The 26,669-nt window shown below is 39.7% G+C and carries 26 protein-coding genes; 15 read left to right on the top strand and 11 right to left on the bottom strand.

Features of this window, described 5'->3' with window-relative positions:
* Nucleotides 1-58 precede the first annotated feature (58 nt).
* Complete coding sequence (locus tag BM380_RS17060; RefSeq protein ID WP_013465659.1) at nucleotides 59-709, top strand: response regulator transcription factor; 651 nt, start codon at nucleotides 59-61, stop codon at nucleotides 707-709.
* A 154-nt stretch (nucleotides 710-863) separates the two neighbouring features.
* On the top strand, nucleotides 864-2,471 hold the full coding sequence (locus tag BM380_RS17055; protein ID WP_028833942.1) for an AbgT family transporter: 1,608 nt from the start codon (nucleotides 864-866) through the stop codon (nucleotides 2,469-2,471).
* Nucleotides 2,472-2,544: 73 nt separating this feature from the next.
* On the opposite strand, the gene purU is transcribed toward BM380_RS17055, so the two are convergent.
* Complete coding sequence (gene purU / locus BM380_RS17050) at nucleotides 2,545-3,375, bottom strand: formyltetrahydrofolate deformylase (RefSeq protein ID WP_013465657.1); 831 nt, start codon at nucleotides 3,373-3,375, stop codon at nucleotides 2,545-2,547.
* Nucleotides 3,376-3,776: 401 nt separating this feature from the next.
* Here purU and BM380_RS17045 point away from each other — a divergent pair, with 401 nt between their 5' ends.
* Both BM380_RS17045 and BM380_RS17040 read left to right on the top strand, forming a co-directional pair.
* The gene (locus BM380_RS17045; protein ID WP_090495329.1) at nucleotides 3,777-5,444 is read left to right on the top strand and encodes a methyl-accepting chemotaxis protein; all 1,668 of its coding nucleotides are present in this window, start codon (nucleotides 3,777-3,779) and stop codon (nucleotides 5,442-5,444) included.
* A 300-nt stretch (nucleotides 5,445-5,744) separates the two neighbouring features.
* Nucleotides 5,745-7,097: a magnesium transporter gene (locus BM380_RS17040; protein WP_016899669.1), complete on the top strand. Its 1,353-nt coding sequence runs from the start codon at nucleotides 5,745-5,747 to the stop codon at nucleotides 7,095-7,097.
* A 90-nt stretch (nucleotides 7,098-7,187) separates the two neighbouring features.
* Here the strand turns inward: BM380_RS17040 and BM380_RS17035 are convergent, their stop codons facing one another.
* The 7 genes from BM380_RS17035 to BM380_RS17005 all read right to left on the bottom strand — a co-directional run bounded on the left by BM380_RS17035 (nucleotide 7,188) and on the right by BM380_RS17005 (nucleotide 15,109).
* Complete coding sequence (locus tag BM380_RS17035; RefSeq protein WP_090495328.1) at nucleotides 7,188-8,183, bottom strand: sensor domain-containing diguanylate cyclase; 996 nt, start codon at nucleotides 8,181-8,183, stop codon at nucleotides 7,188-7,190.
* Between the two features lie 335 nt (nucleotides 8,184-8,518).
* The gene (locus tag BM380_RS17030) at nucleotides 8,519-8,896 is read right to left on the bottom strand and encodes a DP-EP family protein (protein ID WP_010387773.1); all 378 of its coding nucleotides are present in this window, start codon (nucleotides 8,894-8,896) and stop codon (nucleotides 8,519-8,521) included.
* 55 nt (nucleotides 8,897-8,951) lie between these two features.
* Nucleotides 8,952-12,209 (bottom strand): nSTAND1 domain-containing NTPase, encoded by a 3,258-nt coding sequence (locus BM380_RS17025; protein ID WP_090495326.1) that lies wholly within the window; start codon nucleotides 12,207-12,209, stop codon nucleotides 8,952-8,954.
* Nucleotides 12,210-12,285: 76 nt separating this feature from the next.
* Complete coding sequence (locus BM380_RS17020; RefSeq protein ID WP_090495325.1) at nucleotides 12,286-13,119, bottom strand: mechanosensitive ion channel family protein; 834 nt, start codon at nucleotides 13,117-13,119, stop codon at nucleotides 12,286-12,288.
* 37 nt (nucleotides 13,120-13,156) lie between these two features.
* A complete protein-coding gene (locus BM380_RS17015) occupies nucleotides 13,157-13,888 on the bottom strand; it encodes an LrgB family protein (RefSeq protein WP_090495323.1) in 732 nt (243 codons plus the stop codon).
* A complete protein-coding gene (locus BM380_RS17010) occupies nucleotides 13,881-14,234 on the bottom strand; it encodes a CidA/LrgA family protein (RefSeq protein WP_013465649.1) in 354 nt (117 codons plus the stop codon). The genes BM380_RS17015 and BM380_RS17010 overlap by 8 nt, the downstream gene beginning before the upstream one ends.
* 83 nt (nucleotides 14,235-14,317) lie before the next feature.
* Complete coding sequence (locus BM380_RS17005; protein WP_028833950.1) at nucleotides 14,318-15,109, bottom strand: crotonase/enoyl-CoA hydratase family protein; 792 nt, start codon at nucleotides 15,107-15,109, stop codon at nucleotides 14,318-14,320.
* Between the two features lie 290 nt (nucleotides 15,110-15,399).
* On the opposite strand from BM380_RS17005, the gene BM380_RS17000 reads away from it, so the two are divergent.
* Genes BM380_RS17000 through BM380_RS16990 form a run of 3 tightly spaced genes read left to right on the top strand, consistent with a single transcriptional unit; the run spans nucleotide 15,400 to nucleotide 17,092 of the window.
* On the top strand, nucleotides 15,400-15,720 hold the full coding sequence (locus tag BM380_RS17000; RefSeq protein WP_013465646.1) for an HI1450 family dsDNA-mimic protein: 321 nt from the start codon (nucleotides 15,400-15,402) through the stop codon (nucleotides 15,718-15,720).
* A gap of 46 nt (nucleotides 15,721-15,766) precedes the next feature.
* Nucleotides 15,767-16,579, top strand: coding sequence for a DUF481 domain-containing protein (locus BM380_RS16995; protein WP_064663076.1), 813 nt, complete (start codon nucleotides 15,767-15,769; stop codon nucleotides 16,577-16,579).
* A gap of 27 nt (nucleotides 16,580-16,606) precedes the next feature.
* A complete protein-coding gene (locus BM380_RS16990; RefSeq protein WP_090495321.1) occupies nucleotides 16,607-17,092 on the top strand; it encodes a hypothetical protein in 486 nt (161 codons plus the stop codon).
* Nucleotides 17,093-17,133: 41 nt separating this feature from the next.
* Here the strand turns inward: BM380_RS16990 and BM380_RS16985 are convergent, their stop codons facing one another.
* The gene (locus BM380_RS16985; RefSeq protein WP_013465643.1) at nucleotides 17,134-17,619 is read right to left on the bottom strand and encodes an FKBP-type peptidyl-prolyl cis-trans isomerase; all 486 of its coding nucleotides are present in this window, start codon (nucleotides 17,617-17,619) and stop codon (nucleotides 17,134-17,136) included.
* Nucleotides 17,620-17,630: 11 nt separating this feature from the next.
* Nucleotides 17,631-18,542 (bottom strand): CAF17-like 4Fe-4S cluster assembly/insertion protein YgfZ, encoded by a 912-nt coding sequence (locus BM380_RS16980; protein ID WP_090495320.1) that lies wholly within the window; start codon nucleotides 18,540-18,542, stop codon nucleotides 17,631-17,633.
* Nucleotides 18,543-18,694: 152 nt separating this feature from the next.
* Here BM380_RS16980 and BM380_RS16975 point away from each other — a divergent pair, with 152 nt between their 5' ends.
* Nucleotides 18,695-18,946 carry an FAD assembly factor SdhE gene (locus BM380_RS16975; RefSeq protein WP_013465640.1) on the top strand — a complete coding sequence of 84 codons (252 nt, stop codon included), beginning with the start codon at nucleotides 18,695-18,697 and terminating at the stop codon, nucleotides 18,944-18,946.
* A 55-nt stretch (nucleotides 18,947-19,001) separates the two neighbouring features.
* The gene (locus BM380_RS16970) at nucleotides 19,002-19,358 is read left to right on the top strand and encodes a hypothetical protein (RefSeq protein ID WP_090495318.1); all 357 of its coding nucleotides are present in this window, start codon (nucleotides 19,002-19,004) and stop codon (nucleotides 19,356-19,358) included.
* Here the strand turns inward: BM380_RS16970 and nadB are convergent.
* Entirely contained in the window at nucleotides 19,333-20,943 is a 1,611-nt protein-coding gene (gene nadB, locus BM380_RS16965; RefSeq protein ID WP_013465638.1) for an L-aspartate oxidase, read from the bottom strand. The genes BM380_RS16970 and nadB overlap by 26 nt on opposite strands.
* Nucleotides 20,944-21,188: 245 nt before the next feature.
* Between nadB and rpoE the strand changes: the two genes are divergently transcribed.
* The 6 genes from rpoE to lepB all read left to right on the top strand — a co-directional run bounded on the left by rpoE (nucleotide 21,189) and on the right by lepB (nucleotide 26,668).
* Nucleotides 21,189-21,770: an RNA polymerase sigma factor RpoE gene (gene rpoE, locus BM380_RS16960; RefSeq protein WP_010387792.1), complete on the top strand. Its 582-nt coding sequence runs from the start codon at nucleotides 21,189-21,191 to the stop codon at nucleotides 21,768-21,770.
* A 1-nt stretch (nucleotide 21,771) separates the two neighbouring features.
* A complete protein-coding gene (locus BM380_RS16955; protein ID WP_013465637.1) occupies nucleotides 21,772-22,386 on the top strand; it encodes a sigma-E factor negative regulatory protein in 615 nt (204 codons plus the stop codon).
* 4 nt (nucleotides 22,387-22,390) lie between these two features.
* Nucleotides 22,391-23,344 (top strand): MucB/RseB C-terminal domain-containing protein, encoded by a 954-nt coding sequence (locus BM380_RS16950; protein WP_016899682.1) that lies wholly within the window; start codon nucleotides 22,391-22,393, stop codon nucleotides 23,342-23,344.
* Nucleotides 23,345-23,356: 12 nt separating this feature from the next.
* Entirely contained in the window at nucleotides 23,357-23,806 is a 450-nt protein-coding gene (locus BM380_RS16945; protein ID WP_013465635.1) for a SoxR reducing system RseC family protein, read from the top strand.
* 122 nt (nucleotides 23,807-23,928) lie between these two features.
* Entirely contained in the window at nucleotides 23,929-25,716 is a 1,788-nt protein-coding gene (gene lepA / locus BM380_RS16940; protein WP_090495317.1) for a translation elongation factor 4, read from the top strand.
* Between the two features lie 16 nt (nucleotides 25,717-25,732).
* Nucleotides 25,733-26,668, top strand: a complete 936-nt coding sequence (gene lepB / locus BM380_RS16935) for a signal peptidase I (protein WP_013465633.1) — start codon at nucleotides 25,733-25,735, stop codon at nucleotides 26,666-26,668.
* Nucleotide 26,669 lies beyond the last annotated feature (1 nt).

Here is a 26,669-nt window from a genome sequence, read left to right as displayed (position 1 = left end):
AAACGTAGTATATCGGCTGTTGTCTATCGGATAGCAGCCGAATTTTTGGGAGTGAACAATGAGTCAGTTTTTAATAGCGGACGATCATCCGTTATTTCGCGAAGCATTAAAGGGCGCTTTGAGCGCAAAATTTGCAGGTTTAGAGGTTTTTGAATCGGCCGATTTTGATAGCACATTGAAAGTGTTAAGCGAACAAGAAGATCTTGATATATTACTACTAGATTTACACATGCCAGGTAACGGTGACTTGTACGGATTAATCCGTATTCGTGAAGATTATCCGAGTTTACCGATTGCGGTGGTTTCGGGTAGTGAAGATGTAAATATTGTTTCTAAGGTAATGGGTTATGGCGCTATGGGGTTTATTCCCAAATCATCTTCATCGGATGATATTGCTAATGCAATAAACCAAATACTTGAAGGCGACACTTGGCTGCCAACTGAACTAAAAAGTAAGGTAGCTGAAATAGAAGGCGAAGATAGGGAAATTGCCGCACAAGTTGCATCACTTACTCCACAGCAATACCGTGTATTGCAATATTTGCACGAAGGCTTACTTAATAAACAAATAGCTTACGAATTGCATATTTCAGAAGCCACCGTCAAAGCACACATTACTGCCATATTTAGAAAACTCGGTGTTTATAACCGAACTCAAGCTGTTTTAATTGCCGCAAAATTACAACTAGAACCCATAGAGCAAGTTTAAACAGGTTAAATTAGAGGCGAGAGCCTCTTTTTTGCAACTCAAGCATGCGAAACCATTCAGTTACTATGACATAACAAGTCATTCATCTTTATTACATGACCTGCTGGGTAAATAATGCTAGGTTACGGGCATTTTGTAATTAATAGAGCATGGTATGTCAGACTCAATAGACTCACCAAACACATCCCAAGATGAAAATCAGGTCGCAAAGAACGGCTGGTTTAATCGATTTTTAGCCACTGTAGAATTTTTAGGGAACATGCTTCCCCACCCAATTACGTTATTTGCATTGTTTTGTATTGCCATTATTTTATTTAGTGGTGTTGCCGATTGGTTTGGACTCAGCGCTATTGATCCACGGCCTGAGGGCTCTGCTGGGCGCGATCCAGATGGTGTTATTGAAGTAGTAAGCTTACTCAGTGCAGAAGGCTTACAACGTATTGTAACGGGGCTGGTGACCAACTTTACTAGCTTTGCGCCATTAGGGACTGTATTAGTTGCGCTATTAGGTGTGAGTGTAGCTGAGCATTCAGGGCTATTGTCTGCCGCTATGCGTGGCATGGTAATGGGGGCATCAAAACGCTTAGTGACCTTTATGGTGGTGTTTGCCGCTATATTATCAAATACAGCTTCTGAGCTTGGCTATGTGGTATTGATTCCGTTAGCGGCAATGATATTTCATAGCTTAGGTCGTCATCCGCTTGCCGGTCTTGCTGCGGCATTTGCTGGGGTATCTGGTGGTTACAGTGCTAATTTATTATTGGGTACTATCGATCCGTTACTAGCCGGTATTACCACGCCAGCTGCACAAATGATTGACCCAACTTACCAAGTAGGCGCAGAAGCAAACTGGTATTTCATGATGATATCGGTATTTTTAATTGCCATATTAGGCACGCTAGTTACTGAGAAAATTGTAGAGCCGCGATTAGGCAAATATAACCCAGACGAAGCCAGTGAAGATTTAGCTCAAAACAACATTGCCGGTTTAACTGATAAAGAAAAGTCGGGCTTAAAATGGGCTGGATTCTCATTACTTGTTGTTTCATTACTACTCGCGTGGACGGTTGTACCCGCAGACGGTATTTTACGTAACCCAGAAACAGGCCTAGTTGCTCACTCGCCGTTTTTAAAAGGGATTGTGGTTTTTATTTTTGTCACCTTTGGTATTCCAGGTTTTGTGTATGGCCGCGTTGTTGGCACCATGAAAAATGATAAAGACGTGATTAACGCCATGAGCAAAAGTATGAGCTCTATGGGAATGTACATTGTATTAGTATTTTTTGCTGCGCAGTTTGTGGCATTTTTTAAGTGGACTAACTTAGGTACTATTTTAGCCATTAATGGCGCTGCATTATTACAGGCACTTAGCCTAACGGGGCCGGAAGTATTTGTGTTGTTTATTTTAATGTGTGCTTTAGTGAACTTAACGCTAGGCTCATCGTCAGCGCAGTGGGCAGTAACAGCCCCTATTTTTGTTCCTATGCTGATGCTTATAGGTTATGCCCCCGAGACAATTCAAGCAGCTTATCGTATTGGTGATTCGGTAACTAACTTAATTACCCCGATGATGAGTTACTTTGGCTTGATCCTCGCGGTTGCCACTAAATACAAAAAAGACATGGGAATAGGTACTTTGGTAGCGACTATGTTGCCATATAGTATTATTTTCTTTGTTGGTTGGGTGGTGCTGTTTTACTTATGGGTATTTGTTTTAGGTATGCCAGTAGGCCCTGGGGCACCAACGTATTACACACCCTAACTAAGTAAGGTTTAATATTTACTTATAAAAAATGCCAGCTTATTAGCTGGCATTTTTATTTAAAAAGTAAAAATTATGAAAATACGACGGTTTTATTGCCATTAATAAATAGCTTATGTTCTGATGCTAGTTGCAATGCTTTACAAAACACTGTTTTTTCCACGTCTTTACCCATTTTAGCCATCATTTCAGCCGTATTAGCATGGGTTACACTCGATACGTCTTGTAAAATAATAGGGCCTTCATCTAGCTCATTATTTACAAAGTGAGCCGTGGCACCAATAATTTTTACACCGCGCTCAAACGCCTGATGATACGGTTTAGCACCAATAAAAGCCGGTAAAAATGAGTGATGAATATTGATGATTTTACCCTCAAATCGACCAACAAACTCAGGGCTTAAAATACGCATGTATTTAGCTAACCCAATAATGTCAGGGTTATAGCTGGCAATTAAGTCACCGACTTTTTCGTCGTGCTCACTGCGCGTAAGCCCTTCATGAGAAACCACATGAAAAGGAATATCAAATCCCTTAACCAAAGGCTCTAATGTAGGATAATTGGCAATCACGGCAAGTATCTCTATGTTTAGGGTTTGTTCAAATTGTTTTAACAACATGCCGCCTAAACAGTGGGCTTCTTTTGTGGCTAATAAAACAACTTTGGTTTTTTCTTCACCGTGTAGCGCCACTTTTGCACCTGCGGGTAATACTTCGCGCAGCTGTGCTAAAAACTCAGTGTGGGGTTCGCCAGTGAGTTCAGTGCGCATAAAAAAGCGCTGTGCATCTTTATCTACAAACTCGTTATTACGAATAATGTTTAAGTTATGTCGGTGACACAGTCCGGTAATTTTGGCGATTAAGCCAATATCATCGGCGCATTGGGTGGTTAGTATGTAACTCATTTTCCTCATTCTTACCCAGTAGTTAGTTGCTTCATTATTTGCGTTTTAACTCAGAAAGCAAGACCTTTGTGTGATGCCCAATATTTAATTTCATTAAAGCTAAAATAGCGTTAGTCAGGTTAATTTAGCTTTAAGGAAGTTTAACAAGCTGTGTACTGGCTATGTGAAAGGCTAAATTGGTTTTGGTTCTTTATTATTGCTTATATACTATCGTCTAGTTATAAAGTGTTTTTTAGTGTGTTTTACTATTGCAAGAGTGTATTAAATTGCTAAACGATCTCGTTTGTGCTTAATTTGTATACAGGTATGCGTTGTATAGTAATGCAAACAATGAAATTTTTTAGCTAACGGGCTACAAAATAAAAAGAGCTTGATGGCTTGTAATGTTAATTGGAGAAATAATGGGTAATTTAAGCTTAAAAAACAAATTGCTACTGTTGGCTGTTTTACCATTAATTGTATTGCTAATCAGTTTTATGGCGGGCTCATATTATTTAGAGAAGCAAAATCAGCAGCAATACTTTAATGAATTCAAAACCAAGCTGATAGCAGACAAACAAACGCTGCTAAAAACAGAAATTGAAATTGGTTCTCAAATAGTGCAATACCAATTAGCACAAGGTAATGAACAAGACGCAAAAAATGCGTTAAGAGATTTAAAATTTAGCGAAGATGGCTATTATTTTATTTACGATACCGATGGCGTGAGTGTTTTTCATGCATTGTTAGGCGATGCAATTGAAGGGCAAAATAAAATAGGCATGACCGACCCAAACGGTAAAAAAATAGTGGTTGGCTTACTAGAGCAAGCTCGTAAAGGGGGGGGGTCTTTTACCTATCACTTTCAAAAACCTAACACGACGGGTTTGATTGAAAAAATAGGGTATGCAGCCATGATCCCAGGTACTAACTGGATGATTGGTACGGGTACTTATATGGATGACATTGAGGCTGAACTAGTTAAATACCAAGCAACCATGGCTGAGCATTTAACTGAAAAAATGACCACCTTATTTTTAATATCACTTCTGCTACTTGGTTTAGCAGCAGTGGGTGCTTTATATGCAGCGAGTAATATGGTTAAACCAATACATCGAATGGTACAAAGTTTAGATGACATAGCAAAAGGTGAAGGTGATTTAACCAGAAGATTAGTGATTGACACCCATGATGAAATTGGTCAATTGGGTGAATCGTTTAATCTGTTTGTTAGTAAGCTGCATAGTATTATTTCCGGTGTGGTCGATGTGACGAGCGATGTTAAAACGGCCTCATCAGATATTAATACGCAAACCTTATTAATTGAAGATAAATTATTAAAACATAATCATGAAACTGAATTAGTAGTCACCGCTATTACTGAAATGTCAGCAACCTCGCATGAAGTGGCGCAAAACACTACACAAGTTGCGGTATCAACGCAGGCAGCAACAAAAGAAGTGGCCAATGCGCAAGATTGTGTGGATGTTTCACTCAGTGAAGTTTCAAATTTAATGGGTGAAATTAACCAAGCCGCTGAGCAAGTAAACTCGTTAAGTGAACAGTCTAAAAAGATTAATAGCGTGTTGAGTGTCATTGGGGGTATTGCTGAGCAAACGAACTTATTGGCATTAAACGCCGCTATTGAGGCTGCACGAGCGGGTGAGCAAGGTCGTGGTTTTGCCGTTGTAGCTGATGAAGTAAGAAGCTTAGCAAGCCGCACTCAAGATAGCACATTAGAAATTAATGAAATGCTTAGCGAATTACATAACTTAGTCACTGCGGCTGTAGGAGCCATGCAAGCGAGTCAACAAAGCTGTAACCGCTCTGTAGAGTCTTCACGCGCTATATCTGAAAGTCTAGGTGCGGTTACTACATCGGTAACAACAATTAACGATATGAGTACACAAATTGCCACCGCAGCTACTGAGCAAAGTAGCGTTACAGAAGAGATAAACCGTAACGTGTATGCAATTCAAGAAATTGTGAATGAATTAACGCAATCGAGTAAAACGACCTCTTCGGTAAGTCAGCACTTAGCGGGACGAGGTCAAAACTTAGGTGATTTAGTTGGTCAGTTTAAAATATAAATAACACTTAGCTATTAATTGCTTTTGGAAGCCGTGACTTATTTAGTTACGGCTTTTTTTTTGCTTTATTTTTAGCTAAAGCGCGATAGTTTATTGCCTGCTACAACCATAAATATTTAACAGCACAGCGATTTTTTAATATTTTTATTAGCGACTAATGTACACTATAAGGGTCTGTTGACCTTTTTGGATTGAAACGTGTTCAACCTCGAAAGATAAACAGACCCTAGCTAATCTCATTAATAAGTACTTACTTATTACAGTAAATTTATAGTGAAACGACTATTTTAGGGTTTTTAAATGATAGAGTATCCGGTTGATCAGTTACCACAACTCATAAACGACTTATTGCAGTGTGATACCACTGAGCGCAAAAATAAATTACTTATAGATGCTCAGCAAACTTTATCAACTGAGCACTTATCTTTATTGTTTGAGGCGATCCCTAAAGAGCAGCGTCTTGAAATTTGGCATTTATTAGATGAAGACACGCAGCACGAAATTTTTGTTAATTTAAGTGAAGATAGCTGTTTATGGTTACTACAAACACTAGACGACAGTGCCGGATTTAAATTATTAGACGAAGTAAATGTTGAAGAGCTACTTGAGTTAGAAGAAGTTATTCCACAACGTTTTATTGATTACGCTAAAAAACAACTCGATGAAGCACAAACTAAGCAATACGAACTGGCTCAGCAATATACACCAGAGCAATTAGGTCACTGGATTGGGTTTGATTTTTTAAAGGTGTCAGACAAACTCACTGCGGGTGGCGCTAAAAAGCTGCTACACAAAGGCTTACCGCAATACAGCGAAGTTATTTATTTGGTGAGCCGTAAAGGTAGCTTAATCGGTGAAGTTGCGGTTAATGATCTGATAAAAGCGCATGATAACGAGAGTTTAATGACGTTAGCTAATCATGACTTTACCTCATTGCACGCAGACCATGATTTATATGAAGCCGCTGAAGTGGTTATTCATAGCGAGAAAATGGCCATGCCCGTGGTTAATGCCGATAACAAATTAATAGGGCGTTTAACCATTGCATCAGCTTATGAATTACGTCAAGAAATAGCCGACGAAGCGGCAGCAAAGGCCGGTGGTTTACGAGAAGACGAAGACTTATTTGCCAGTGTTCGTAAAAGTGCTAAAAACCGTGGTATTTGGTTAGGTATAAACTTAGCAACAGCATTTTTAGCCTCGTGGTTTATCGGTTTGTTTGGCGCAACCATAGAGCAAGTGGTTGCACTTGCGGTATTAATGCCTGTAGTGGCGTCAATGGGCGGTATTGCCGGTAGCCAAACCTTAACGGTTATTGTACGAGGACTGGCTCTGGGTCAGGTTACTGACTCAAACCGAAACGCATTACTTAAAAAAGAGCTGCGAGTAGGGGCGGTAAATGGCTTGGTGTGGGCATTAGTGATTGGTTTGCTAACCTTTGTATGGTTTAACGATATTATGCTTAGTATAACCATTACCGTGGCAATATTACTTAACTTAGTGGCAGCATCGTTGGCGGGTGTAGTGATCCCGTCCATTTTAGATAAAATGAAAATTGACCCTGCGTTATCGGGTTCAGTGATTTTAACCACAGTCACTGATATTGTCGGCTTTGTGACCTTTTTAGGGTTAGGTAGTTTATTGTTACTTTAATTTAATTGGCCGTTATTTAACTAAACGCCACCTCCATGAAGTGGCGTTTAATATAGATATAGCGTCATTAAAAGGCCTTTAATTTAAACTTTAAACAATCGTACTTATTTTATTTCTACCTTCTGTTTTTGCTCGGTATAAAGCCGTGTCTGCGGCATATAACAGCGCCTCGTAGGTGCGGTACTGGTTATTATTTTCACAGGCAATTCCTTGGCTTACACTAACTTTAACCTCCGGTGGTAGGCCTATATCTGTAAATGTCATCGCATTAATTTGTTGTTGTACATGCTTGGCAACAATCGTTGCACTTTTTATATCGCAACGCGGTAAAATAATAGCAAACTCCTCACCGCCATATCTCGCAGCCAAACACTCTCTTGACGGAATACAATGCAAAAGCATTTTTGCAATTTTTTGTAAGCATTTATCACCTTTAATATGCCCATAGGTGTCGTTGAATTTTTTAAAGTGGTCAACATCAATCAATATGCTGGTTAGAGGTTGTTGGCTTTGAATACTTTCTTGCCAGTATTTTTTTAGTGACTCATCTAAAGCTAAACGATTAGCGAGCCCAGTTAAGTGATCGGTTGAAGCTTGTATTTTTAAACGGTTGTACATCGCTTTATGCGTACTGAGATCATGAAGTATGCAAACGTATAATTTTTGCGCCGATGCAATACTTTTTGGCATGCTAGATATTGATAAGTCTGCTTCAATAACATCACCATTCGCTTTATTTATTTTTATTTCATTTGGGCCAAAGCTAAGGGAAGTATCTTTAATGTCTATCCAATTTAATAACGTCTGTTTATATTTATCAAGGTCTGCACCGTGTAAAAACGACAGTAAATTTTCGCCTATTAGAGATTGCTGAGAGTAACCTAATAGCTGTGCTGCTTTTGGGTTTGCAAACTCAAAACCACCGTGCTCATTAAGTACAAAAATGCCTTCGGCGGTGCCGTTAAATAATTCAATTAAAGCGCCAAATTGGGTATGAGAAAAAGGACTCGATAAAGCGCAATCGAAGGGGAGTGCTTTATCGTTTTTAACCGCTGGAGTCTCTTTTTTATTAATTTGTTTAGACACGTTTTAGCCTTAGCATGATACAGACGTTTTTGATGTCTACAAATTTACATAAAAAAGTGCAATTAAACCTTTCGGTAATCTTCTGATTTTAACTGATTGATATTTAATGTCTTATTTGCGTTTGTGGCTTAGTTTTATTTGCGGTTTAAATAGCGGTTAGTGTGTTAAAATTTATTGTTAATTAAAATAGTCATTTAAATTTGTTGTTGGTTATACAACATTTAAAACTAATTAGTAATAATATGAACAACTTTTAAAGTTATGTATGTTTGAACTTTCTAAATAAAAGACGCTCATTTAGTTCACAGCTAAATGAGCGTTTTGAGTTCTAAATATTAACGAGGTTCATTTCTAACTTGTGGATCTGCGCTAATGTATTTTTGGATTGTTGGGATTGCAACAATAAACTGCAAGCATAAATCACCTGCATTTTTATTTGAATCAACAACCACTATAGATTGACCACCGTTGATTATTTTAAAACTAAAATCTTCTACTATTGGCCCACTCAGCTCTGCGCCAACAAAATAAAAACCACGCTTGAGCGTTTCTTCATCTAAAGTATAGACACCATGAGTGTTTGGAACTGTTACCTCTCCACCACCTGATACCTCATGACCATTTTCTGTGTATTTGAATACAGCCTCGTCGTTCTCATTAATTGTTACGTTAACACTAAATTTTATAAGTTGATTGTTATCTACTGTAGTCATTGTTTACATCTCTTTTTTTAATAAGTAGTAGGATACTACTGAATATATTTTTAGTTTATAAGTCGAAATTATTGATACCAAATTCTTTAAGTATCTTTATTTTTTCGGGAGCTTCAGACAAGCGATCTAAGCAACTATATGCCTGTAATAGGGGAAAAAGAATATCAATATCATTTGTTTTTTTAGCTATATTTAAGATTGATTTTAGAGCCTTGTGGCAAAATAATTTTCGCTTCTCATTATTCTCTTTAGATGCTGCTAATTTTGCTTGCGCCAAATATATGCTGGCTGTATTAATGCTATTATTAATGCCTGAGTTTTCTTCAATTCCTAGTGAAGTTGTATATCTGTTTAACTCATCCATGAACTTCTCTGCCAAGGTCGATTGTTTGACTTTGACAAAGTAGCGAATCAAATTGACATAGATACCCGTGATATTACGATTTTTCTCTGATGTATGTAAGAAGTTTATAATGCTTTCAATTAAAGAAATATTAGCGAGCTCACCGTAAATTAAGATTTGGTTAGTTAAAAACTGAAAATATTTTTCTTGGAATTTCTTATTTTTTGGATCCTGTTTTAATGCTTTTTTTTCAGCCTCTAATGCTTCTATTGTATGCAAAAAAGCTGGCTGTTTATTTGGCAGGTAACTTAGTAGATTGGCTTGATGGGAGTGCGTATAGGCTAGCATCTCAAATAAGTTTGCATCATTAGGGTACAGAGAAATTAAAGTATTTAAAACTTTTTCTGCTTGTTCATAAGAATTTAGCGCATTTCTGTAGTTACCTAAGTGTACTTCTGTGCTAGCAATCCAGCTAAGAGTATCAGCTCTATCAATTAATAAGTTTTTATCGTTTGGAATTAAATTAAGCGCTTCATTTTTAAGGGTGAGCGACTTTGTAAAGCGTTGTTTCGCGGCAGTGTAGTTAAATTGCTTTAAATACAAAGAGCCCAGCGAATTATGCGAATACGATAGCTCCATAATCGAGTTAAAACCATTCGGTGCTAATGAATACATTTTCTCGCTGTAGGCATGATATTTTTTAAATAATGGCTCAGTAGCAGCGTAATCACTTTTATCATAATGAAGCTGACCGAGCCAAAAGGCATTGGCACCGGCAAGGGTGAGTAGTTCTAAATTATTTGGTTGTATTTTTAAAAGTGCCTCAAGACGCGTGCGGGCGTTTTCAAAGGCGGTTTTAGCCTCATTGGTTTTACCGCGCGAATAGGCCACTTCGCCCATGGCCTCAAGAGTTTGTGCATATTGAAAGCGGTTGTTAAATTCGGCTTTTTGGTCGTTAAAACTAAAAAGAGAGCTGGGCTCTTCTGCTTGATTGGTAAAATACTCCAGCGCTTTATTACTAATGCCATCGAGCAAATCCATACGCTTAACGCTGCGCAGCTTATCGGCAAAGTCACCGACCATAAAGCCAAGTAGGCTTTCAGCCTCTTGGCGCTTTTGCTGTGCAAGTTGCTGCGCTTGAAAACTAGTGAAACTCATGAATAGGGCAACACAGGTAAGTAAGCAAAGCAGTGCAATCGTGCCGCGTTTTATTATTGTTTTTGTTTTACTATTTTTGAGCGAGTTATTTATAAGGGCGCGTTCGTCATTGTCTAGTTTGAATATATTGTCGTTTAATAACGTGAGCGCTTCTTGCAATGGTTTACCCGGTGCTAATAGGTAAGCGCTACTTTTATGTTCATTAAGCCACTGTTGCGTGTGGTGGTGCAAACGGCTTTTAATAGCAAGGGCATCTTTATGATCGTTTATCCACTGTTTGGCACGTGGCCATTGGCGTAATAATGCCTCGTGGGCAAGGCTAAAGCAGGCTTCTTGGTTTTGTAAGTGCGATACAAATAAGCGACTGTCGACCATGGCTTGTACAAGCTCTTTTTGGCTGGTGTTGGTTAATGCTTGTAAGCGGGCCGCACGGCTAGTAATGGTTTTACCATCTGGGTTTAGCGTCACTAACTGCGATAATACGCTTTTTAGTTGCTGTTGTTGTTTTGCGCTCAGCCCAATAAAAACATCTTCTGCCTTTTTACCAATAGCGCCTTCAATACCGCCGAGTTTTTCATACACGCTGTGCAATAACTCATTATTTTCACTGCGCTGTAAATACAGCTCTTGCAGTGTGTATTGCAACATGGGCAGGGCATCAGGGTTGTTGGCGGTATCTGCACACAGTATTTCATCCAGCGGAGTTTTGGTTTGCGGGTCGTGTGAGAACGTTAAATTAGCGGTTAATGCCGGCAAGCGAATAATTTGTTGTAGTTCCTGGCGGTTGGGAGGGGTTAAATCATAATGGGCGCCATTCGCTTTTGCGGCCATAAGGCTGGGTTGCTCTACCACTAAAGGGTAAAAGTCGTTACGACACGCACTAAATACGATCACCGCTTTAGAGGTGGCTAAACGTTCAATAATCGATAAAAAATGACTTCGGGTGTTGGGACTAAATAGTGGCGATGAAAGCAGCACCTCTAAGCGGTCTATAAACAAAAAAAACTGCGGTGTGTTTAGTTTTGTATTTGCCTTACTGATTGCAGTTTGTAACGTGTTTATCACTTCGTCAATTGTGTGCTCTAATTGCTGTGCCAGTGTTTGCGAGCTTAATCCTTCAAATACGGGTTGTTGGTTTATATCCCAATCAAGCATGGCTGAGGCTAAATCTAAATACAGTCTAGTTTGATGCACATCTGCAAAGTCGAGCTGAGTGTATGAAACAACGCCAATACCATCATAACCGCGCTCATCAAGTAGCTTTGGTAAAATACCCGCATTGACTAACGACGATTTACCCGTACCACTTGGGCCAAGTATTAAGCAAAAAGCACGGCCAGATTTTACTTGGTTTGATACGTTTTCGAGTAAGGTGGTGATGGCTTGGTTACGACCAAAAAATAAATGGGTATCGGTTGGGTTATACGCGCTTAAACCTAAAAAAGGAGAACCACCTTGCCACGTGTTTATAGAGCTTGATGTATCTTCTGCAAATGGAAACTCAAGTTTTGCAATAATACGGTAGCCGCGTTTACGAATGGTTTCTATGTATAGCGGGGAGCTTGCCTTATCACCCAGTGCTTTTCGCAGTTGTGTGATGGTTTTATGCAGTGGGTTATCGCCTACTTCAATGTTTTGCCAGCACTGATTGAGTAATTCGTCGCTGGTGACCATATCGCCTTTTTGTAAGCACAGATATAATAATACATCCATTGCTTTAGGTTCTAATTGCGTTACTTTTTCAGCACATTGTATACAATTGCTGGCAGGTGTTACCTGCCAGTCGCCTAGATAAAAAGGTGATTGATGCATAAGGACTCGTTATTATTTTATTTGTAAGCACGCTTAATTAATTTAATATGATTTAAAATCATATTAAGGTTTTTATTTATTTTAGGTCGCTTTTATTAAGCGTAACAATGCGTTGTGGAAACGGAATTTCAATATTGGCATCGTTAATCGCTTTATACACACCGCCATTTATTGCGAGTTTAGTTTCAATAATTTTAGTGGTGGGCACCCAATAACGATAACTAATGGTGACGCCGCTATCAGCAAAACGTTCTATACCAATTTGTGCATTAGGGTGTTTAGCAACGAGTTCGTGATTGACTAATACGTTTTCAATAAGGCTTATCGCAGTATCACTACAGGCACTGTAGGCTATGTCTATTTCACCTTTTACCAGTGAATAATTAAATGAGTTATGCAGAATTTCGCCAACAATATGCTTGTTAGGAATGGTTATTTCTACTTTTTCTTCATTAATTAATACGGTGTGCCCCAGCTCAATTACTTTTACTTGGCCACTAACGCCTTTTACTTCTATGGTATCGCCAACCACAAATGGTCGCGTAGCAATAATAGCAAGCCCCGCGCCATAATTAGAAAGCATACCTTGTAACGCTAAGCCTGCGCCTAATGAGGCGGCACCTATTGCAGCTACAAATGGGGTCACACTAATGCCAATTTTACCAAGCGCAATAATGATCACCATAATGATCAGCAGTACTTTTACAACATTACTGACAAAATTAGTCAGGGTGATATCAATGTTATGGCGGGTCATTAAGTTTGCGACAACTTCGGCGAGCTTTTTAGCGACCCACAGGCCAACGAGTAGAATAAAAATAGCGCCCACTATTTGCATACTGTAGGTAACTAAATACTCGGTAAGTAGGGCGTAGTACTTTTCAAATTGCTGAATTTCGGAACTGATCATGCTGGGCTCTATTTTTAGCGATACTGTTATCTGCTTACTATAACAAAGTGTTAACTAAAATTGGATATAATAGTGGTACTATCACTGCGGTTAATAATGCACTGAGTGCCATAGCCACTGATGAAAATGCGCCTATTTTTGGGTGTTCGGCAATAGCTGCCGCCGTACCAATTGCATGGCACGCGGTACCGATTGCAATTCCTTGTGCCTCAAAGTTATAAATCTTAACTAATTTGAGTAACATAAAGCCAAACAAAGCCCCCAATAAACCAATAAAAATAACCATGGCAGCGGCAAGTGAGCTAATTCCTCCTAATGAGTCAGTAACCAGCAGTGTGATAGGGGTTGTTACACTAAGTGCCGCAACAGAGGCGCTCAATTGTGAGGGCACAGCAAATAAAATACTTAATACAAAAGCCACTAGTGTGGCGTTAACAATACCTATACTGCAAGTAGCGACAATTAATAGTAAGTTTTTACGTACGTGCATAAATTGCTGATAAAGCGGCAAGGCTAAAGCAACAATGGCCGGCTCTAATAGCCAACTTAGTAACTGACTATGTGAGGCAAATTGTGAATAGGGTAATTTAAGGTTGACTAACAGTAGGGCAATAATGCCAATGCTTAAAAAAACAGGGTTGGTTAATGACTTTAAAATAGTCTGATTTATTTTAAGATTAACCGCTCTTAGTGCAATAAAGAGAATAATAATAAATGGCACGGTTAACCACCATAGGCTGGGGGTTATGCTGGTGGTTAAGTTAGTCATTATTAGCTCTGCCTTTAAAATAGCCCACTAGGCTTGCCACTAAAATTAAACTACTGAGTGGGACTAATAAGATGACCGCAGTTAAGAAAGGCCAATGTGATTTAATTAGCCCTAAATGTTCTATAAAACCGACGCCTGCAGGAATAAAGAAAATAGGCATTACATTCAAAATAGGTGATGCGCAGGGAGCGAGTTGATGTTCTTTAACTATGCCCAATAACAGTAACGTTAGCAGCAAAACCATGGCGAGTAGAGGAGCAGGAAAACTTGCATCAAGAAGATGCATAATGAATTTGCTTGTTGCCAAGCACAATAAAATAATTGCGCTACTTAGTAGGTATTTCATTAATTTGGCTCACTAGAATAGAAGAGCCTAACTTTAACAAATAACGCTGTTTTATGCATTGTGCCTTAGTATTACCATCAATGTTACCAGCGCTTGGCGTTTGTAAACTCAATATCAGCTTTCCCTTTAGCTTTAGCAATGGCTTTTTTAGTATTAGGGTTGATCAGTAAGCGAATTTGGCTCCATGTTTCTTTAGCGAGTATTTTTCGAGCAGGGGCTTTATAGCTTTGTTGAGTTACACGCTTTATTGCAGCTAATGTGTCAGGTGAGCGCGCTAGCAGTGTATCAAGCATCTCTTTAGTTGCTTTATCTGTATCGTCGGTTGTTTTGGTTACTAAACCTAGTTCAAAAGCATGTTGTGCGTTTATTGGATTTGCGTGACTTGCTAACCAAAGCGCTTGGTCGCGTTTTACTAAGCCTGAAAGCATAACATTAGCGCCCATATCTGGGCATAACCCCCAGCGCGCTTCCATAATGGCGAGTTTGGCATCGTGGTGAACAATCCGGTAATCGGCACCCAGTGCTATTTGCAATCCACCCCCAAGGCAATTTCCGTTTATTTTTGCAATAACAGGCACACTCAATGATTGCCAACCAAGTACTACTTTTTGCGCTAAATTTTGATTACCAGGAAGCCATTTAAATAGGAGTTTTATAATATTTATTGGCGAGGCCATAACCGCGTTAATATCAAGCCCTGCACAAAAGTGTTCGCCTTCACCGGTTAATACAACCGCACGAATATTGGCATCTTTTTTAATATTTTTAATCACCTTGTTAAGCTCAATAAACATAGTAAAGCTTAAGGCATTTTGTTTTTCTACTCGATTTAATGTGACGGTGGCAATGCCCTGTTTTTTTTCTAGTTTTATCATCTCGCACTCCTCTGACCTGTTATTTGAGCTTATGTTTTTATTCGTGCTAAGTAAAGTGGATGAAGATGAATAAAAAACAAAGTGAATTTTTTAATGCAATTGCGGTCTGTTATCTTTCAAGGCAAATTTAATCTTGAAAGGCCAACAGACCCTAATGCTAACCAATCCATTAATATCTATAAGTATTAGGTAAAAGTAAAAAAGTCAGTATTTAACGTGTTTTTTTTATCAAAACACTAACAACTTTTGATATTATGGCGCCAACTTAAAAGCTCAGAGGTTAACCACTCATGTCAGGTCCACGTTTATTTACGGTAGAAGAAGCAACCCATCAAGCTTATGATATTTTTTTGGAGCTGGCTCCCAACAACCTGAGTGATAAAGATGTTGAAGAATTTAACCTGCATCGTGAAGAACTTGGCTTTATTGAAGAAGATGAGCCCGATGAACAGTGGCAAGATTTTGTTGCACTAGAAATAGAGCCTGAGCATTTTATTCAAGTATTAGTAGGCCTTGAGTTTGATAACGAAGACGTCTTATTTGCGAAAATTTTAATTAGCCGTGATAAAGACGCGCCTTTTTGCCATATTTTATGGAAAGAAAGTGAATAACTTTTTCGGCCCCTTTTCATTATTACCATTTGCAAGAGAATGTATTTTGCGAAAGTACGTTGTATTACTGCTTTTATTATTTAGCTCCTACAGCTGGGCAGTGGATCCCTTTGAAGATTTTCATCAATATGGGGAGCTCTCTGATGAAGAAATTCATGAGCTACACAAAGGCGAAGTACTTTATGGTGATACCGAGTTTGGTTTTATTTTAAGTAGAGGTAATACCAACTCAACCAGTTTTAAACTCAAAGGTAATCTTTACCAAGATTTTGAAAACTGGCGTAATCAATTCAAAATAGATTCCTTATACAAACGTGACGAAAATGAAGAAACGGGCCAGTCTGATGTTACGGCTAATCGCGTGTTTGTTTCTGCGCAGGGTAACTATAAAGTTGGTGTTAAAAATTCGTCTTTCTTTATTTATGGCGATTATGAAGAGGATGAATTTAGCGGTCTTGATTTTAAAAGTACGGTGGCAACCGGCTATGGTGCACGTATTTATCAAGGGGTTAAAAACAAAGTAGATATAGATATTGGCCCTGGTTTATATCGCTCCGTTGCTGATGATGAGTCAACAATAAGCGAAGACGATAAAGACAAAATGGGTTACTTGTTACGTATTGCCATGCAATGGGAGCGATTAGTATCTAAGCGCACCCGATTTAATCAAGACATTAGTATAGAGCAGTCTTTATCTGGGCTTAACTCACGGTTAAAGTCAGAAACCGCCTTAATTAGCCAAGTGGTTGGGGCTGTATCGCTCAAGTTTGCTTATATGTACCGTTATAACTCTAAGCCTGAAGAAGATAAGCTTAAATATGATTCAGAGCTCAGCGCAACGTTAGTATACAGTTTTTAATTTTTTAACTTTTTAATTGAGAGTGTTATGTATCAGCATAAGCAGTATGCGGTATTTATATTTGTAGTATTGGCATGGATAGGTGGGTTTGTTGCACTTGCATGGAATTTAATGGGTGCCGATGTGCCGTTAATGGTATTTGCAGGTATTTTATTGCTGGTGGGTTTTTTATTTCATGGTTTAACCATTAAAGTTGATGAAGCCCATATTAGCTGGGCATTTGGTCCAGGCGTTGCGGGTCAAAAATTAGCACTAGAGGACATAGTTGACGTAAAAGCAGTACAAAACTCATACCGTCACGGTATTGGTATTCGCATTACGCATGATGGTTGGATTTATTCAGTATCAGGCTTTAGTGCCGTGCAATTAACGCTTAAAGATGGCAGCCAATACCGCTTAGGCTCTAATGACCAAGCAGGATTAGTTGCTGCGCTTGAAGATAAAATAACCCCTAGCGAAGCACCTGCAGCAGAGCCTCAAGTTAAATTACGTACGCATAATAATATGCTATAAAAAAAGCGCCTGAGGCGCTTTTTTTATTACTGGATTAGGGTTTAGTGGTCGTGACCACAACCGCCTTCACCATGTACATGGCCATGCTCAAGCTCTTCAGCCGTTGCATCGCGTACTTCTAAAATTTCTACATCAAAGTTAAGCGTAATACCAGCGAGTGGGTTGTTACCATCAACAATCACTTCTTCGTCTTGAATATCGATGATCATGACTGACTGGTCGCCGTCATCGGTGGTTGCACGAAATTGCATGCCCACTTCAATGTCCATGCCTTCAAACATTGATTTTGGCACTGCTTGCATTAGGTGATCATGACGCTCACCGTAACCTTCTTCAGGCTCTACTTTTACACTTAGTGTATCGCCAGCTTGTTTGCCTTGCAGCGCGTTTTCAAGTCCTGAGATCAGGTAACCCGTACCAACGATAAAAATTAATGGCTCACCGCCAAATGAGTTATCAATGGTATTGCCGTCATTATCTAGTACAGAGTAATGCATTTTTACCACTTTATTTGCTGCAACGATCATAGTCATTCCTATTATTCATCTTCAAGAGAGTAAGGTAGAGGCAGAATGTTTAGCTCTACCGAAGGGGTATGTTTTGCACGAAGAACCTGAGCGGTGTCAGTATCGTTTGGCAACACAACTAAGCCAGTTAAAGTGTGTGTTTTTTCATTAAAGCTTTGCGCAATAAGTTTGCCCGCGCGGCGCCAGTTTTCACCTAACTGGGTTTCGATATCGGGTGCATCGAGCAATCCTTCACTTTGCCCTGTAACGATATACATGGCACGTTTATTTTTACCTAAGTATTTCATACGTGCGACGGTTTCTTGGCCGGTGTAGCAACCCTTTTTAAAACTGATGCCATTGATGGCTTGAAGATTAACCATTTGCGGCACATATTCATCAATTGCATCAACGCTTAACTGAGGCTCACCAGCTAGCAGTGAGGCCTGTTGCCACATAGCGTCGTTGTCGAGGGTAGATACTTCATCAGGTAAGCAAAATTGGCTATCAACCATAAGTAAAACGCGGTTTGGCGCAAGTTTAAGGGCTTTGCCGTTAGCAAAGTCGCATGCTGTGGCATTGTCACTAAAGTGAATATCAAGTTGCGTAAGCAAATCAGTTAGGTCATCACCTAATAAACCAATTAATCGCTCTGGGGCTTTATTAATTTCAACTTTTGCAAATACAGCGTATTTTTTTAACTCAGCCAGTGAGCGTTCTACTTCAGCACTTGATCCGGTTAAATAATAGTTTTGCTGGTAAGAAAATAGCTTAAATACACCCCACAGCTTACCTTTTGCGCTACAGTGACCTGTCCACAAAAAGTTGTTGTTGTTGATTTTATTGAGATCTTGAGTGATTTGTCCGTGTAGGTAAGATAATTTATCTGTGCCTGAGAGGCTAATAACCTGATGTGATAAAGGACATGCATAAACCAGAGACATAAACACCTTCTTTGCAATAACAAATGAAACCACATAATAACGTAGTTAAAGCCGATGGTACAGCCACCAACAAGCGTTGTTTTTTTATAATTTAGTGCTGTTAAATTAACGCGCATTTGTTAAACTCGAATTAATTAAATATGAGGTTTAAAATGGTTGAAATACATAGTAAAGCACGTATCCGTTGGGCTTGCCGCCGTGGCATGTTAGAACTAGATGTTTTGTTTATGCCGTTTGTTGAAGAAGCTTATGATTCGTTAGATGCTAAACAGCAGGCGACTTTTCAGCGCTTATTAACACAAGAAGACCCAGATTTATTTGCTTGGTTTATGGGCCATGAAAAATGTAAAGACGTTGAGCTAAACAGTATGGTTGAGCTAATTTTAGACCGAGTTCGTGTATAGGTTTACCGTCACAAATAATCAGACAGACCACAAACAGGTTGTGGTCTTTTTTTGTGTGCTAACTTTAATATTATGCTTATTTACCACTTCTATTTTGGCAACTCTTTTTTGCATTGCGCTTAATATCGTTGCTGGCATTATCGTTTGGCGAAAAATCGTGGCTGCTCAGCCAGAGCAGGGCGTTATATTATTAGAGCCAAATCAATTTCGTTTTGAGAATGAAAAGCTTATAATTCAAGGGGTTATTGGTAAGCAAAGCCGATTACTTGGTCGCAGTGTGTGGTTGTATATTAATGGCTTTAGTGAAAACTATTGGCTGATTATCTCAGCCAATAGTGTTGATGAGCAAAGCTACGCGCGTTTAAAACGCGCAACACTTGCGGCAATTAATTGCGCTTTGGAGTCAAAATAGTTGGCGTTGGATTTTCGTTTTGCTCTGGGTAGTCAATGGTAAAGTGCAGTCCGCGACTTTCTTTACGTTCCATAGCACTTCTAATTATAAGCTCGGCTACTTGAACTAAGTTACGTAACTCAAGTAAGTTATTACTCACTCTAAAGTTCGCGTAGTAATCGTGGATTTCTTGCTGTAATAGTTCAACACGATGAAGCGCGCGTTCAAGTCGTTTGGTTGAGCGCACAATCCCAACATAGTCCCACATAAATAATCGCAGCTCATGCCAGTTATGGGTGATCACGATTTCTTCATCTGAGTTAGATACGCGGCTTTCATCCCAACTAGGTAACTCAACCAGTGCAGGAGCGGTCTCTATTTTACTCAAAATGTCTTTTGCTGCTGCATGGGCAAATACAATGCACTCTAATAATGAGTTACTTGCCATACGGTTAGCACCGTGCAGCCCAGTGTAAGCCACTTCACCCACAGCGTATAAATTAGCTAAGTCGGTTTTGCCATTAAAGTCGGTCATAACGCCGCCACAGGTATAATGCGCAGCAGGGACAACAGGAATTGCCTCCTTGGTGATATCAAGCCCTACGCTTAAACATTTGGCGTAAATCGTTGGGAAGTGTTCAATAATAAAATCTTTGTCTTTGTGGCTAATATCTAAATATAAGCAATTTGCACCAAGGCGCTTCATTTCAAAATCGATAGCGCGCGCGACTATGTCGCGCGGGGCGAGTTCTTCTCGCTCATCAAACTCTTTCATGAATCGCGTGCCATCTGGGCGTTTTAAATAGGCTCCCTCACCACGCATTGCTTCGGTAATTAAAAAGTTTTGCAACTCAGGGTGATAAAGACTGGTTGGATGAAATTGATTAAATTCCATATTAGCAACGCGACACCCTGCACGCCATGCCATGGCAATACCATCACCGCTAGAAACATCAGGGTTAGAGGTATAAAGGTATACTTTACTTGCGCCACCCGTTGCTAGGGCAACAAATTTTGCGCCAATTGTTTCTACTTTTTTGGCTTTTTTATTCCACACATACATGCCATGAACATGTGAACCCGTTTTGCCGATACTTTTATCGGTAATTAAATCAATCGCGTTGTAATGCTCTAACAAGGTGATATTGCTATGCGCTTGAACTTGGCTAATCAAGGTTGTTTGCACAGCTTTGCCTGTGGCATCGGCTGCATGCAAAATGCGTCGGTGGCTATGCCCACCTTCACGAGTTAAATGAAAGCGCTCTTTACCTTTGCTATCAAACTCCATATCAAAAGGCACGCCTTGGTCAATCAGCCATTGCAGGCAGTCATGAGCATTGCTGGCAGTGTAATGAACCGCCTCTCTGTCGCATAAACCGCCACCGGCGTCTAAGGTATCTTCAACGTGAGACTCTATACTGTCATTTTTTTTATCAAAAACAGCGGCAATTCCGCCTTGGGCATAAAGAGTAGAACCTTCGGTTAATTCACCTTTACTAATTACGGTAACGTTACAGTAATTAGCCAAAGATAAAGCAAGTGATAAGCCTGCTGCGCCGCTACCAATAATAGCGACATCGGTAATGTGATGTTTATTTTGGTTCATCTGTGAGGTACTTTGCGGTTACAATGCTCAGATAGAGCAATATTTATTTTTAATACTTATAGTTGTACCATATTTGTAGCACTACCACGAAGTGGTTTTAGCGTATAAATACGTAATTTTTTAGCTATTTTATAAAAAAACAATATGAAGCAGAACTTTTTATTCATCTAAGGGTCAGAGTAGGTGTGAACAATGGCGACACTATGAATAATAAGCAAGAATCAATCAGAGGAGTACCGGCTCGAATGAGCGAGCAGGAATTAGATTTAGCGTTAGTGAAAAGGGTTCAGCAGGGAGATAAAAACGCCTTTAACCTATTAGTTAAGAAGTATCAGAACAAGATTGCCGGTTTGATCTCACGTTATGTATCAAATCAGGGTGACATTGCTGATGTAGCACAAGAGGCGTTTATCAAAGCGTATCGTGCCCTTCCAAACTTTCGTGGTGACAGTGCTTTTTATACTTGGCTTTACCGTATCGCCGTTAATTGTGCTAAAAATTACTTAGTGGCTCAAGGGCGTAAACCGCCAGCAAATGATATAGATGCTGACGATGCCGAGTTTTATGAGGGTGCTGATTCAATGCGTTCAAACGCATCACCTGAAAATTTACTATTAAGCGAAGAAGTACGCGCTGTTATTTTTAATACGATTGATAGTTTGCCTGAAGATCTTAAAACCGCGATTACCCTTAGAGAAATTGAGGGGATGAGCTATGAAGAAATAGCCGTGGTGATGGATTGCCCAGTCGGGACGGTGCGTTCGCGTATTTTTCGTGCCCGTGAAGCAATTGATAACAAATTAAACCCATTAATAGGCGAGTCTTAGTATGACAAAAGCACACGTTAACCGCTTAGATAACGAATCGTTATCAGCATTACTTGACGGTGAGCAAGCATTAAATGATGCCGAGATTGCATCTGCTGATGTAGCTACATTTGGCCGTTACGCGTTAATCGGTGATGCAATGCGAGCTAAAGAAAACAACAAAAATATGGATTTTGATATTAGCGATCGCATTTCATTAGCACTTGATAGTGAGCCGGTTTATGCAGACTTTAGCCAGTCTGAAAGTGTGGCAAAGCCGGTAAATACTGAAGCCGATAATAAAATCGTGGCGTTTAATTGGCGCAAGCCGGTTGCGCAGTTAGCAATTGCAGCTAGCGTGGCAATGTTTACTATTGTTGGCGTGAACACCTTGCCGCAAGGTGAAGATGCTGTGCAAAACGAAATTCCTTTATTACAAACCACGCCGTTAACCGGCATGGCATCGCCAGTGAGTTATTCATCAGCACCGGCGCTAGAGAACGCAGAGCAAGGCTTACGAGAGCTTCAACAGCAACGTATTGGCGCTCTAGTACTTGAACACCAGCGTCAAGCACGTGTGGCTCATTCGTTGAAAACTGCGAAAACAGATGAAACGTCGCAAGAGGAAAAAAACTAATTAGATGAAAGTAATAACTTTTGTTATGTCGTTGGTGTTAAGTTTTAATGCTTTTGCCAATGACACAAACCCCGCTAAAGATTTACTGCTTGAAATGGCCAGTGCAGTTCATACACGTAATTTTGATGCCTCTTTTGTTGTTGTTAAAGGCAAAAGTATGGAGCCCTACCGTTGGGTGCATGCTAAACAGGGGGACGTTGAGCTTGAGCATTTGAGTTTACTCAACGGTGCTGGCCTTGAAATGATCCGCATTGACAACCAAGTTACCTATTTTGAGCCACAATCAGAGCCGTATTCATTAACAACCGACTCAATTGCCGGCCCTATTCCTGAAGTGCTTTTTAAAGATATTAACCGCTTAAGTGCGCATTATGATTTTGTGCTTGGTGGTAAAGGCCGTATTGCTGGGCGTCCTGCGCAATTAGTTCGAATAGAATCTAAAAACGAAGATAAATACAACTATTGGATATGGATTGATACTGAGTCGTCGTTATTATTAAAAGCGGCGTATGTTAATCATCAAGGTGAAGCGCTTGAGCAATTACAGCTCACTCATATTAGCGTGACTGAGCAACCGGCAAACTTATTATTAGAAGTGCTTAATCGTAACTTTCCAACCCCATTACCTGCCAATTCAATTGATGAACAAACTAAAGCGAATGCCATGAACTGGACTATTGGCTGGTTACCTGAGGGGTTTGAATTACTTAAGTCAGACAGGCATAAGCTCGACTTAAATAATGAATTAACAGATTATTATTTATTTTCTGATGGGTTTGTTGAAGTATCGGTGTTTGTACAACGACCACTACCGGGTAAGCGTTTAAGCGGTGCCCTCACCTCAGGGGCAACTACGATTTATGTACACAACGGCGGAAATTTTGATGTCTCTGTGGTGGGAAACATTCCAACCATGAGTGCCAAAGCCATTGCTGAGTCTGTATCGCGGGCATTATAAAGTAACTAAACTATGATTGAACAAACGTTAACCGTCGTGGCCCTTAGTGGCCACGTTGCGCATTTAGAAGCCCAACAAAAACAGGCCTGTGAAGGCTGTAATGGACGCTGTGGCTCACAAGTGTTTAGTAAGTTATTTGGTACCGCCAAAAAAACATTACCTTATAAATTTGAAACACAGTTAGAAATAGGCCAAAAAGTAACTTTGTCATTGGATGATAGCCATGTTGTAAAGCATGCCTTTGCAGTTTACATGCTGCCTTTGTTTTTGAGTTTAATATTCGCTTTAATAGCCAGTGAATTGATATTGTTAGCCGAAGGCTGGCAAATTTTAGCCGCGATATTGGGTGGGATCACCGGCTTTTTAATTGCTAAAACATGGGTGAAATCATTAAGACATGAGATAAAAGTGATAAAAATTCATCCAATTAGCCTCCCTTTAACTCAAATAGATGGTGATTGACGCCAATTAAATGTAAAATTGCGTTTTTATGCCACAGTAACTTGAAAATACACAGCAAGTATTTTCAAGTTATTTAGGCATATGACCTTAGTCCTTTAAAATAGAAGTTTAGAATCCAGTTTATGAAGCATATCCGTAATTTTTCGATCATCGCCCACATTGACCATGGTAAATCGACCCTTTCTGACCGTTTGATCCAAGTTTGTGGTGGTTTAACCGACCGTGAAATGCAGAAGCAAGTTCTGGATTCAATGGATATTGAACGTGAACGTGGCATTACCATCAAGGCACAAAGTGTAACCTTAAATTATAAAGCGAATGATGGTGAAACTTACCAGCTTAACTTTATCGACACCCCTGGGCACGTTGACTTTACCTATGAAGTATCGCGTTCTTTAGCGGCTTGTGAAGGGGCACTGCTCGTTGTTGATGCTGGTCAAGGCGTAGAAGCGCAAACATTAGCAAACTGTTACACCGCCATTGAAATGGACTTAGAAGTTATACCGGTACTTAATAAAATTGATTTACCACAAGCTGATCCATTACGTGTAGCCGAAGAAATTGAAGACATTATTGGTATTGATGCCCTTGATGCCGTGCAATGTAGCGCCAAAACAGGTGTAGGTATTGCTGAAGTACTTGAAATGATCGTTAAAGATGTACCGCCACCAGTTGGTGATAAAGACGCGCCATTACAAGCGCTAATTATCGATTCTTGGTTTGACCCGTACCAAGGCGTTGTATCGCTAGTGCGTATCAAACATGGCGAACTTCGCGCGGGCGACAAAATTAAAATCATGTCAAACGAGAACGTACATACCGCTGATAATGTAGGTATTTTTACGCCTAAACAAACCAATACCGGTATTTTACGCACTGGTGAAGTAGGCTTTGTTATTGCCGGTATTAAAGAAATACACGGTGCACCGGTGGGCGATACTATCACGCATCAAAAAAATGCAGCACCACTGCGCTTACCTGGTTTTCAAAAAATTAAGCCGCAAGTTTATGCGGGTATGTTCCCAATAGCCTCTGATGATTACGAGTCATTCCGCGATGCACTTAACAAACTAAGCTTAAACGATGCCTCGTTATTCTTTGAACCAGAAAATTCAACTGCGTTAGGGTTTGGTTTCCGTTGTGGCTTCTTAGGTATGCTGCACATGGAAATTATCCAAGAGCGTTTAGAGCGTGAATACGACATTGATTTAATCACCACAGCACCAACGGTTATTTACGAGGTCGTAACTAAAGAGGGCACGACGCAAATTGATAACCCGTCTGATCTTCCGCCAGTTAACGATATTTTAGAGATACGTGAGCCGGTTGTAGAAGCTAATATTTTAGTTCCACAAGAGTACTTAGGCAGCGTAATCACCTTATGTGTTGATAAGCGCGGTATGCAAACTAAAATGAGTTATCACGGTAAGCAAGTTGCAGTAACGTATGAACTGCCAATGGCTGAAGTGGTAATGGACTTCTTTGATAAGCTAAAATCAACAAGCCGTGGTTTTGCCTCGCTTGATTATAACTTTAAGCATTTCCAAACCTCAGACATGGTACGTGTAGATATACTTATCAATGGCGAGCGTGTGGATGCATTGGCTATCATTGTTCACCGCGACAGCGCACAATCACGTGGTCGACAGCTTGCTGATGCGTTAAAAGAACTTATACCACGTCAAATGTTTGATATTGCGATTCAGGCAGCAATTGGTCAACATGTAATCGCCCGAACAACTGTTAAGCAACTACGTAAAAACGTAATCGCTAAATGTTACGGTGGTGACGTGAGCCGTAAGAAGAAATTACTTCAAAAACAAAAAGATGGTAAAAAACGAATGAAGCAACTTGGTAACGTTGAAGTGCCTCAAGAAGCGTTCTTAGCCATTTTGAAAGTTGGTAAATAAAAATAAAGGATAATAAATGGCTGGCTACTTTTCAGTTTTATTGGTGTTGTTAACTTTAGGCTCAGGTCTAATATGGTTAATAGATCACTTAATGTTTGCCCCTAAAAGGCAAGAACGTTTAGCAATTGCTCAAACTTCTGCCGGTGGTCAACTTGATGAAGAAACCGCAGCATTGATTGCGCCTGAGCCAATGATTACTGAAACAGCAAAGTCGATTTTTCCGATGATTGCTGCTATCACTATTTTTAGATCATTTATTTTTGAGCCGTTTCAGATCCCATCGGGTTCAATGATGCCCACCTTATTAGTGGGTGATTTTATTTTAGTGCAAAAGTATTCTTATGGGATTAAAGACCCAGTATGGCGCAGCCAATTAGTGGATGTAAGCGAACCAGAGCGTGGCGATATTGTTGTTTTTAAATACCCGTTAGATGAGAGAGTGGACTATATTAAACGTGCTATAGGTTTACCTGGCGATAAAATTGTTTATCGTGATAAGCGTTTATATATTCAACCAAAATGCGAAGAAGGTGAAGTTCAAAAGGGCGCACTTCTTTGTAATGAATTCAATAAAATTGATTTTAAATTAATTAATGATAATGAATTTAAGCAAGGCCCAATGGATTTAGCGCGTTTAAATGAAGATTTAACCACGACTAACCATGACATTTTAATCAACCCAAAATCGCCTGAACGTAAGGGGCGTTACTACCAGCAATTGGGCACACCTGCGGATGAATGGGTGGTTCCAGCTGATCATTACTTTATGATGGGTGATAATCGCGATAACAGCCAAGATAGTCGCTTTTGGGGCTTTGTACCAAAAGAAAACTTGGTGGGTAAAGCTGTCTTTATATGGATGAGTTTTGAATTTGATAATGGCCCAGATGACATTTTACCAGGATGGGTTCCAACTGGTGTTCGTTTTGAACGCCTAGGTAATATTCAGTAAC

This window comes from Pseudoalteromonas sp. DSM 26666 (assembly GCF_900116475.1).
In the GTDB taxonomy this organism is placed as follows: domain Bacteria; phylum Pseudomonadota; class Gammaproteobacteria; order Enterobacterales; family Alteromonadaceae; genus Pseudoalteromonas; species Pseudoalteromonas tetraodonis.
Note: the sequence above shows the minus strand (reverse complement) of the source record. Positions and strands in the feature narration are given on the sequence as shown.

Bases quoted from the DNA above. Each gene is read 5' to 3' on its own strand.
- BM380_RS17055 (WP_028833942.1), top strand. From the start codon at position 864: ATGTCAGACTCAATAGACTCACCAAACACATCCCAAGATGAAAATCAG.
- BM380_RS16985 (WP_013465643.1), bottom strand. From the start codon at position 17,619: ATGATCGTTGCAGCAAATAAAGTGGTAAAAATGCATTACTCTGTACTA.
- BM380_RS17015 (WP_090495323.1), bottom strand. From the start codon at position 13,888: ATGACTAACTTAACCACCAGCATAACCCCCAGCCTATGGTGGTTAACC.
- BM380_RS17000 (WP_013465646.1), top strand. From the start codon at position 15,400: ATGTCAGGTCCACGTTTATTTACGGTAGAAGAAGCAACCCATCAAGCT.
- BM380_RS17030 (WP_010387773.1), bottom strand. From the start codon at position 8,896: ATGACTACAGTAGATAACAATCAACTTATAAAATTTAGTGTTAACGTA.
- BM380_RS17010 (WP_013465649.1), bottom strand. From the start codon at position 14,234: ATGAAATACCTACTAAGTAGCGCAATTATTTTATTGTGCTTGGCAACA.
- BM380_RS17025 (WP_090495326.1), bottom strand. From the start codon at position 12,209: ATGCATCAATCACCTTTTTATCTAGGCGACTGGCAGGTAACACCTGCC.
- lepB (WP_013465633.1), top strand. From the start codon at position 25,733: ATGGCTGGCTACTTTTCAGTTTTATTGGTGTTGTTAACTTTAGGCTCA.
- purU (WP_013465657.1), bottom strand. From the start codon at position 3,375: ATGAGTTACATACTAACCACCCAATGCGCCGATGATATTGGCTTAATC.
- lepA (WP_090495317.1), top strand. From the start codon at position 23,929: ATGAAGCATATCCGTAATTTTTCGATCATCGCCCACATTGACCATGGT.
- BM380_RS17040 (WP_016899669.1), top strand. From the start codon at position 5,745: ATGATAGAGTATCCGGTTGATCAGTTACCACAACTCATAAACGACTTA.
- rpoE (WP_010387792.1), top strand. From the start codon at position 21,189: ATGAGCGAGCAGGAATTAGATTTAGCGTTAGTGAAAAGGGTTCAGCAG.
- BM380_RS16945 (WP_013465635.1), top strand. From the start codon at position 23,357: ATGATTGAACAAACGTTAACCGTCGTGGCCCTTAGTGGCCACGTTGCG.
- BM380_RS17005 (WP_028833950.1), bottom strand. From the start codon at position 15,109: ATGATAAAACTAGAAAAAAAACAGGGCATTGCCACCGTCACATTAAAT.
- BM380_RS17045 (WP_090495329.1), top strand. From the start codon at position 3,777: ATGGGTAATTTAAGCTTAAAAAACAAATTGCTACTGTTGGCTGTTTTA.
- BM380_RS16950 (WP_016899682.1), top strand. From the start codon at position 22,391: ATGAAAGTAATAACTTTTGTTATGTCGTTGGTGTTAAGTTTTAATGCT.
- BM380_RS16990 (WP_090495321.1), top strand. From the start codon at position 16,607: ATGTATCAGCATAAGCAGTATGCGGTATTTATATTTGTAGTATTGGCA.
- BM380_RS16975 (WP_013465640.1), top strand. From the start codon at position 18,695: ATGGTTGAAATACATAGTAAAGCACGTATCCGTTGGGCTTGCCGCCGT.
- nadB (WP_013465638.1), bottom strand. From the start codon at position 20,943: ATGAACCAAAATAAACATCACATTACCGATGTCGCTATTATTGGTAGC.
- BM380_RS16955 (WP_013465637.1), top strand. From the start codon at position 21,772: ATGACAAAAGCACACGTTAACCGCTTAGATAACGAATCGTTATCAGCA.
- BM380_RS16980 (WP_090495320.1), bottom strand. From the start codon at position 18,542: ATGTCTCTGGTTTATGCATGTCCTTTATCACATCAGGTTATTAGCCTC.
- BM380_RS17020 (WP_090495325.1), bottom strand. From the start codon at position 13,119: ATGATCAGTTCCGAAATTCAGCAATTTGAAAAGTACTACGCCCTACTT.
- BM380_RS17060 (WP_013465659.1), top strand. From the start codon at position 59: ATGAGTCAGTTTTTAATAGCGGACGATCATCCGTTATTTCGCGAAGCA.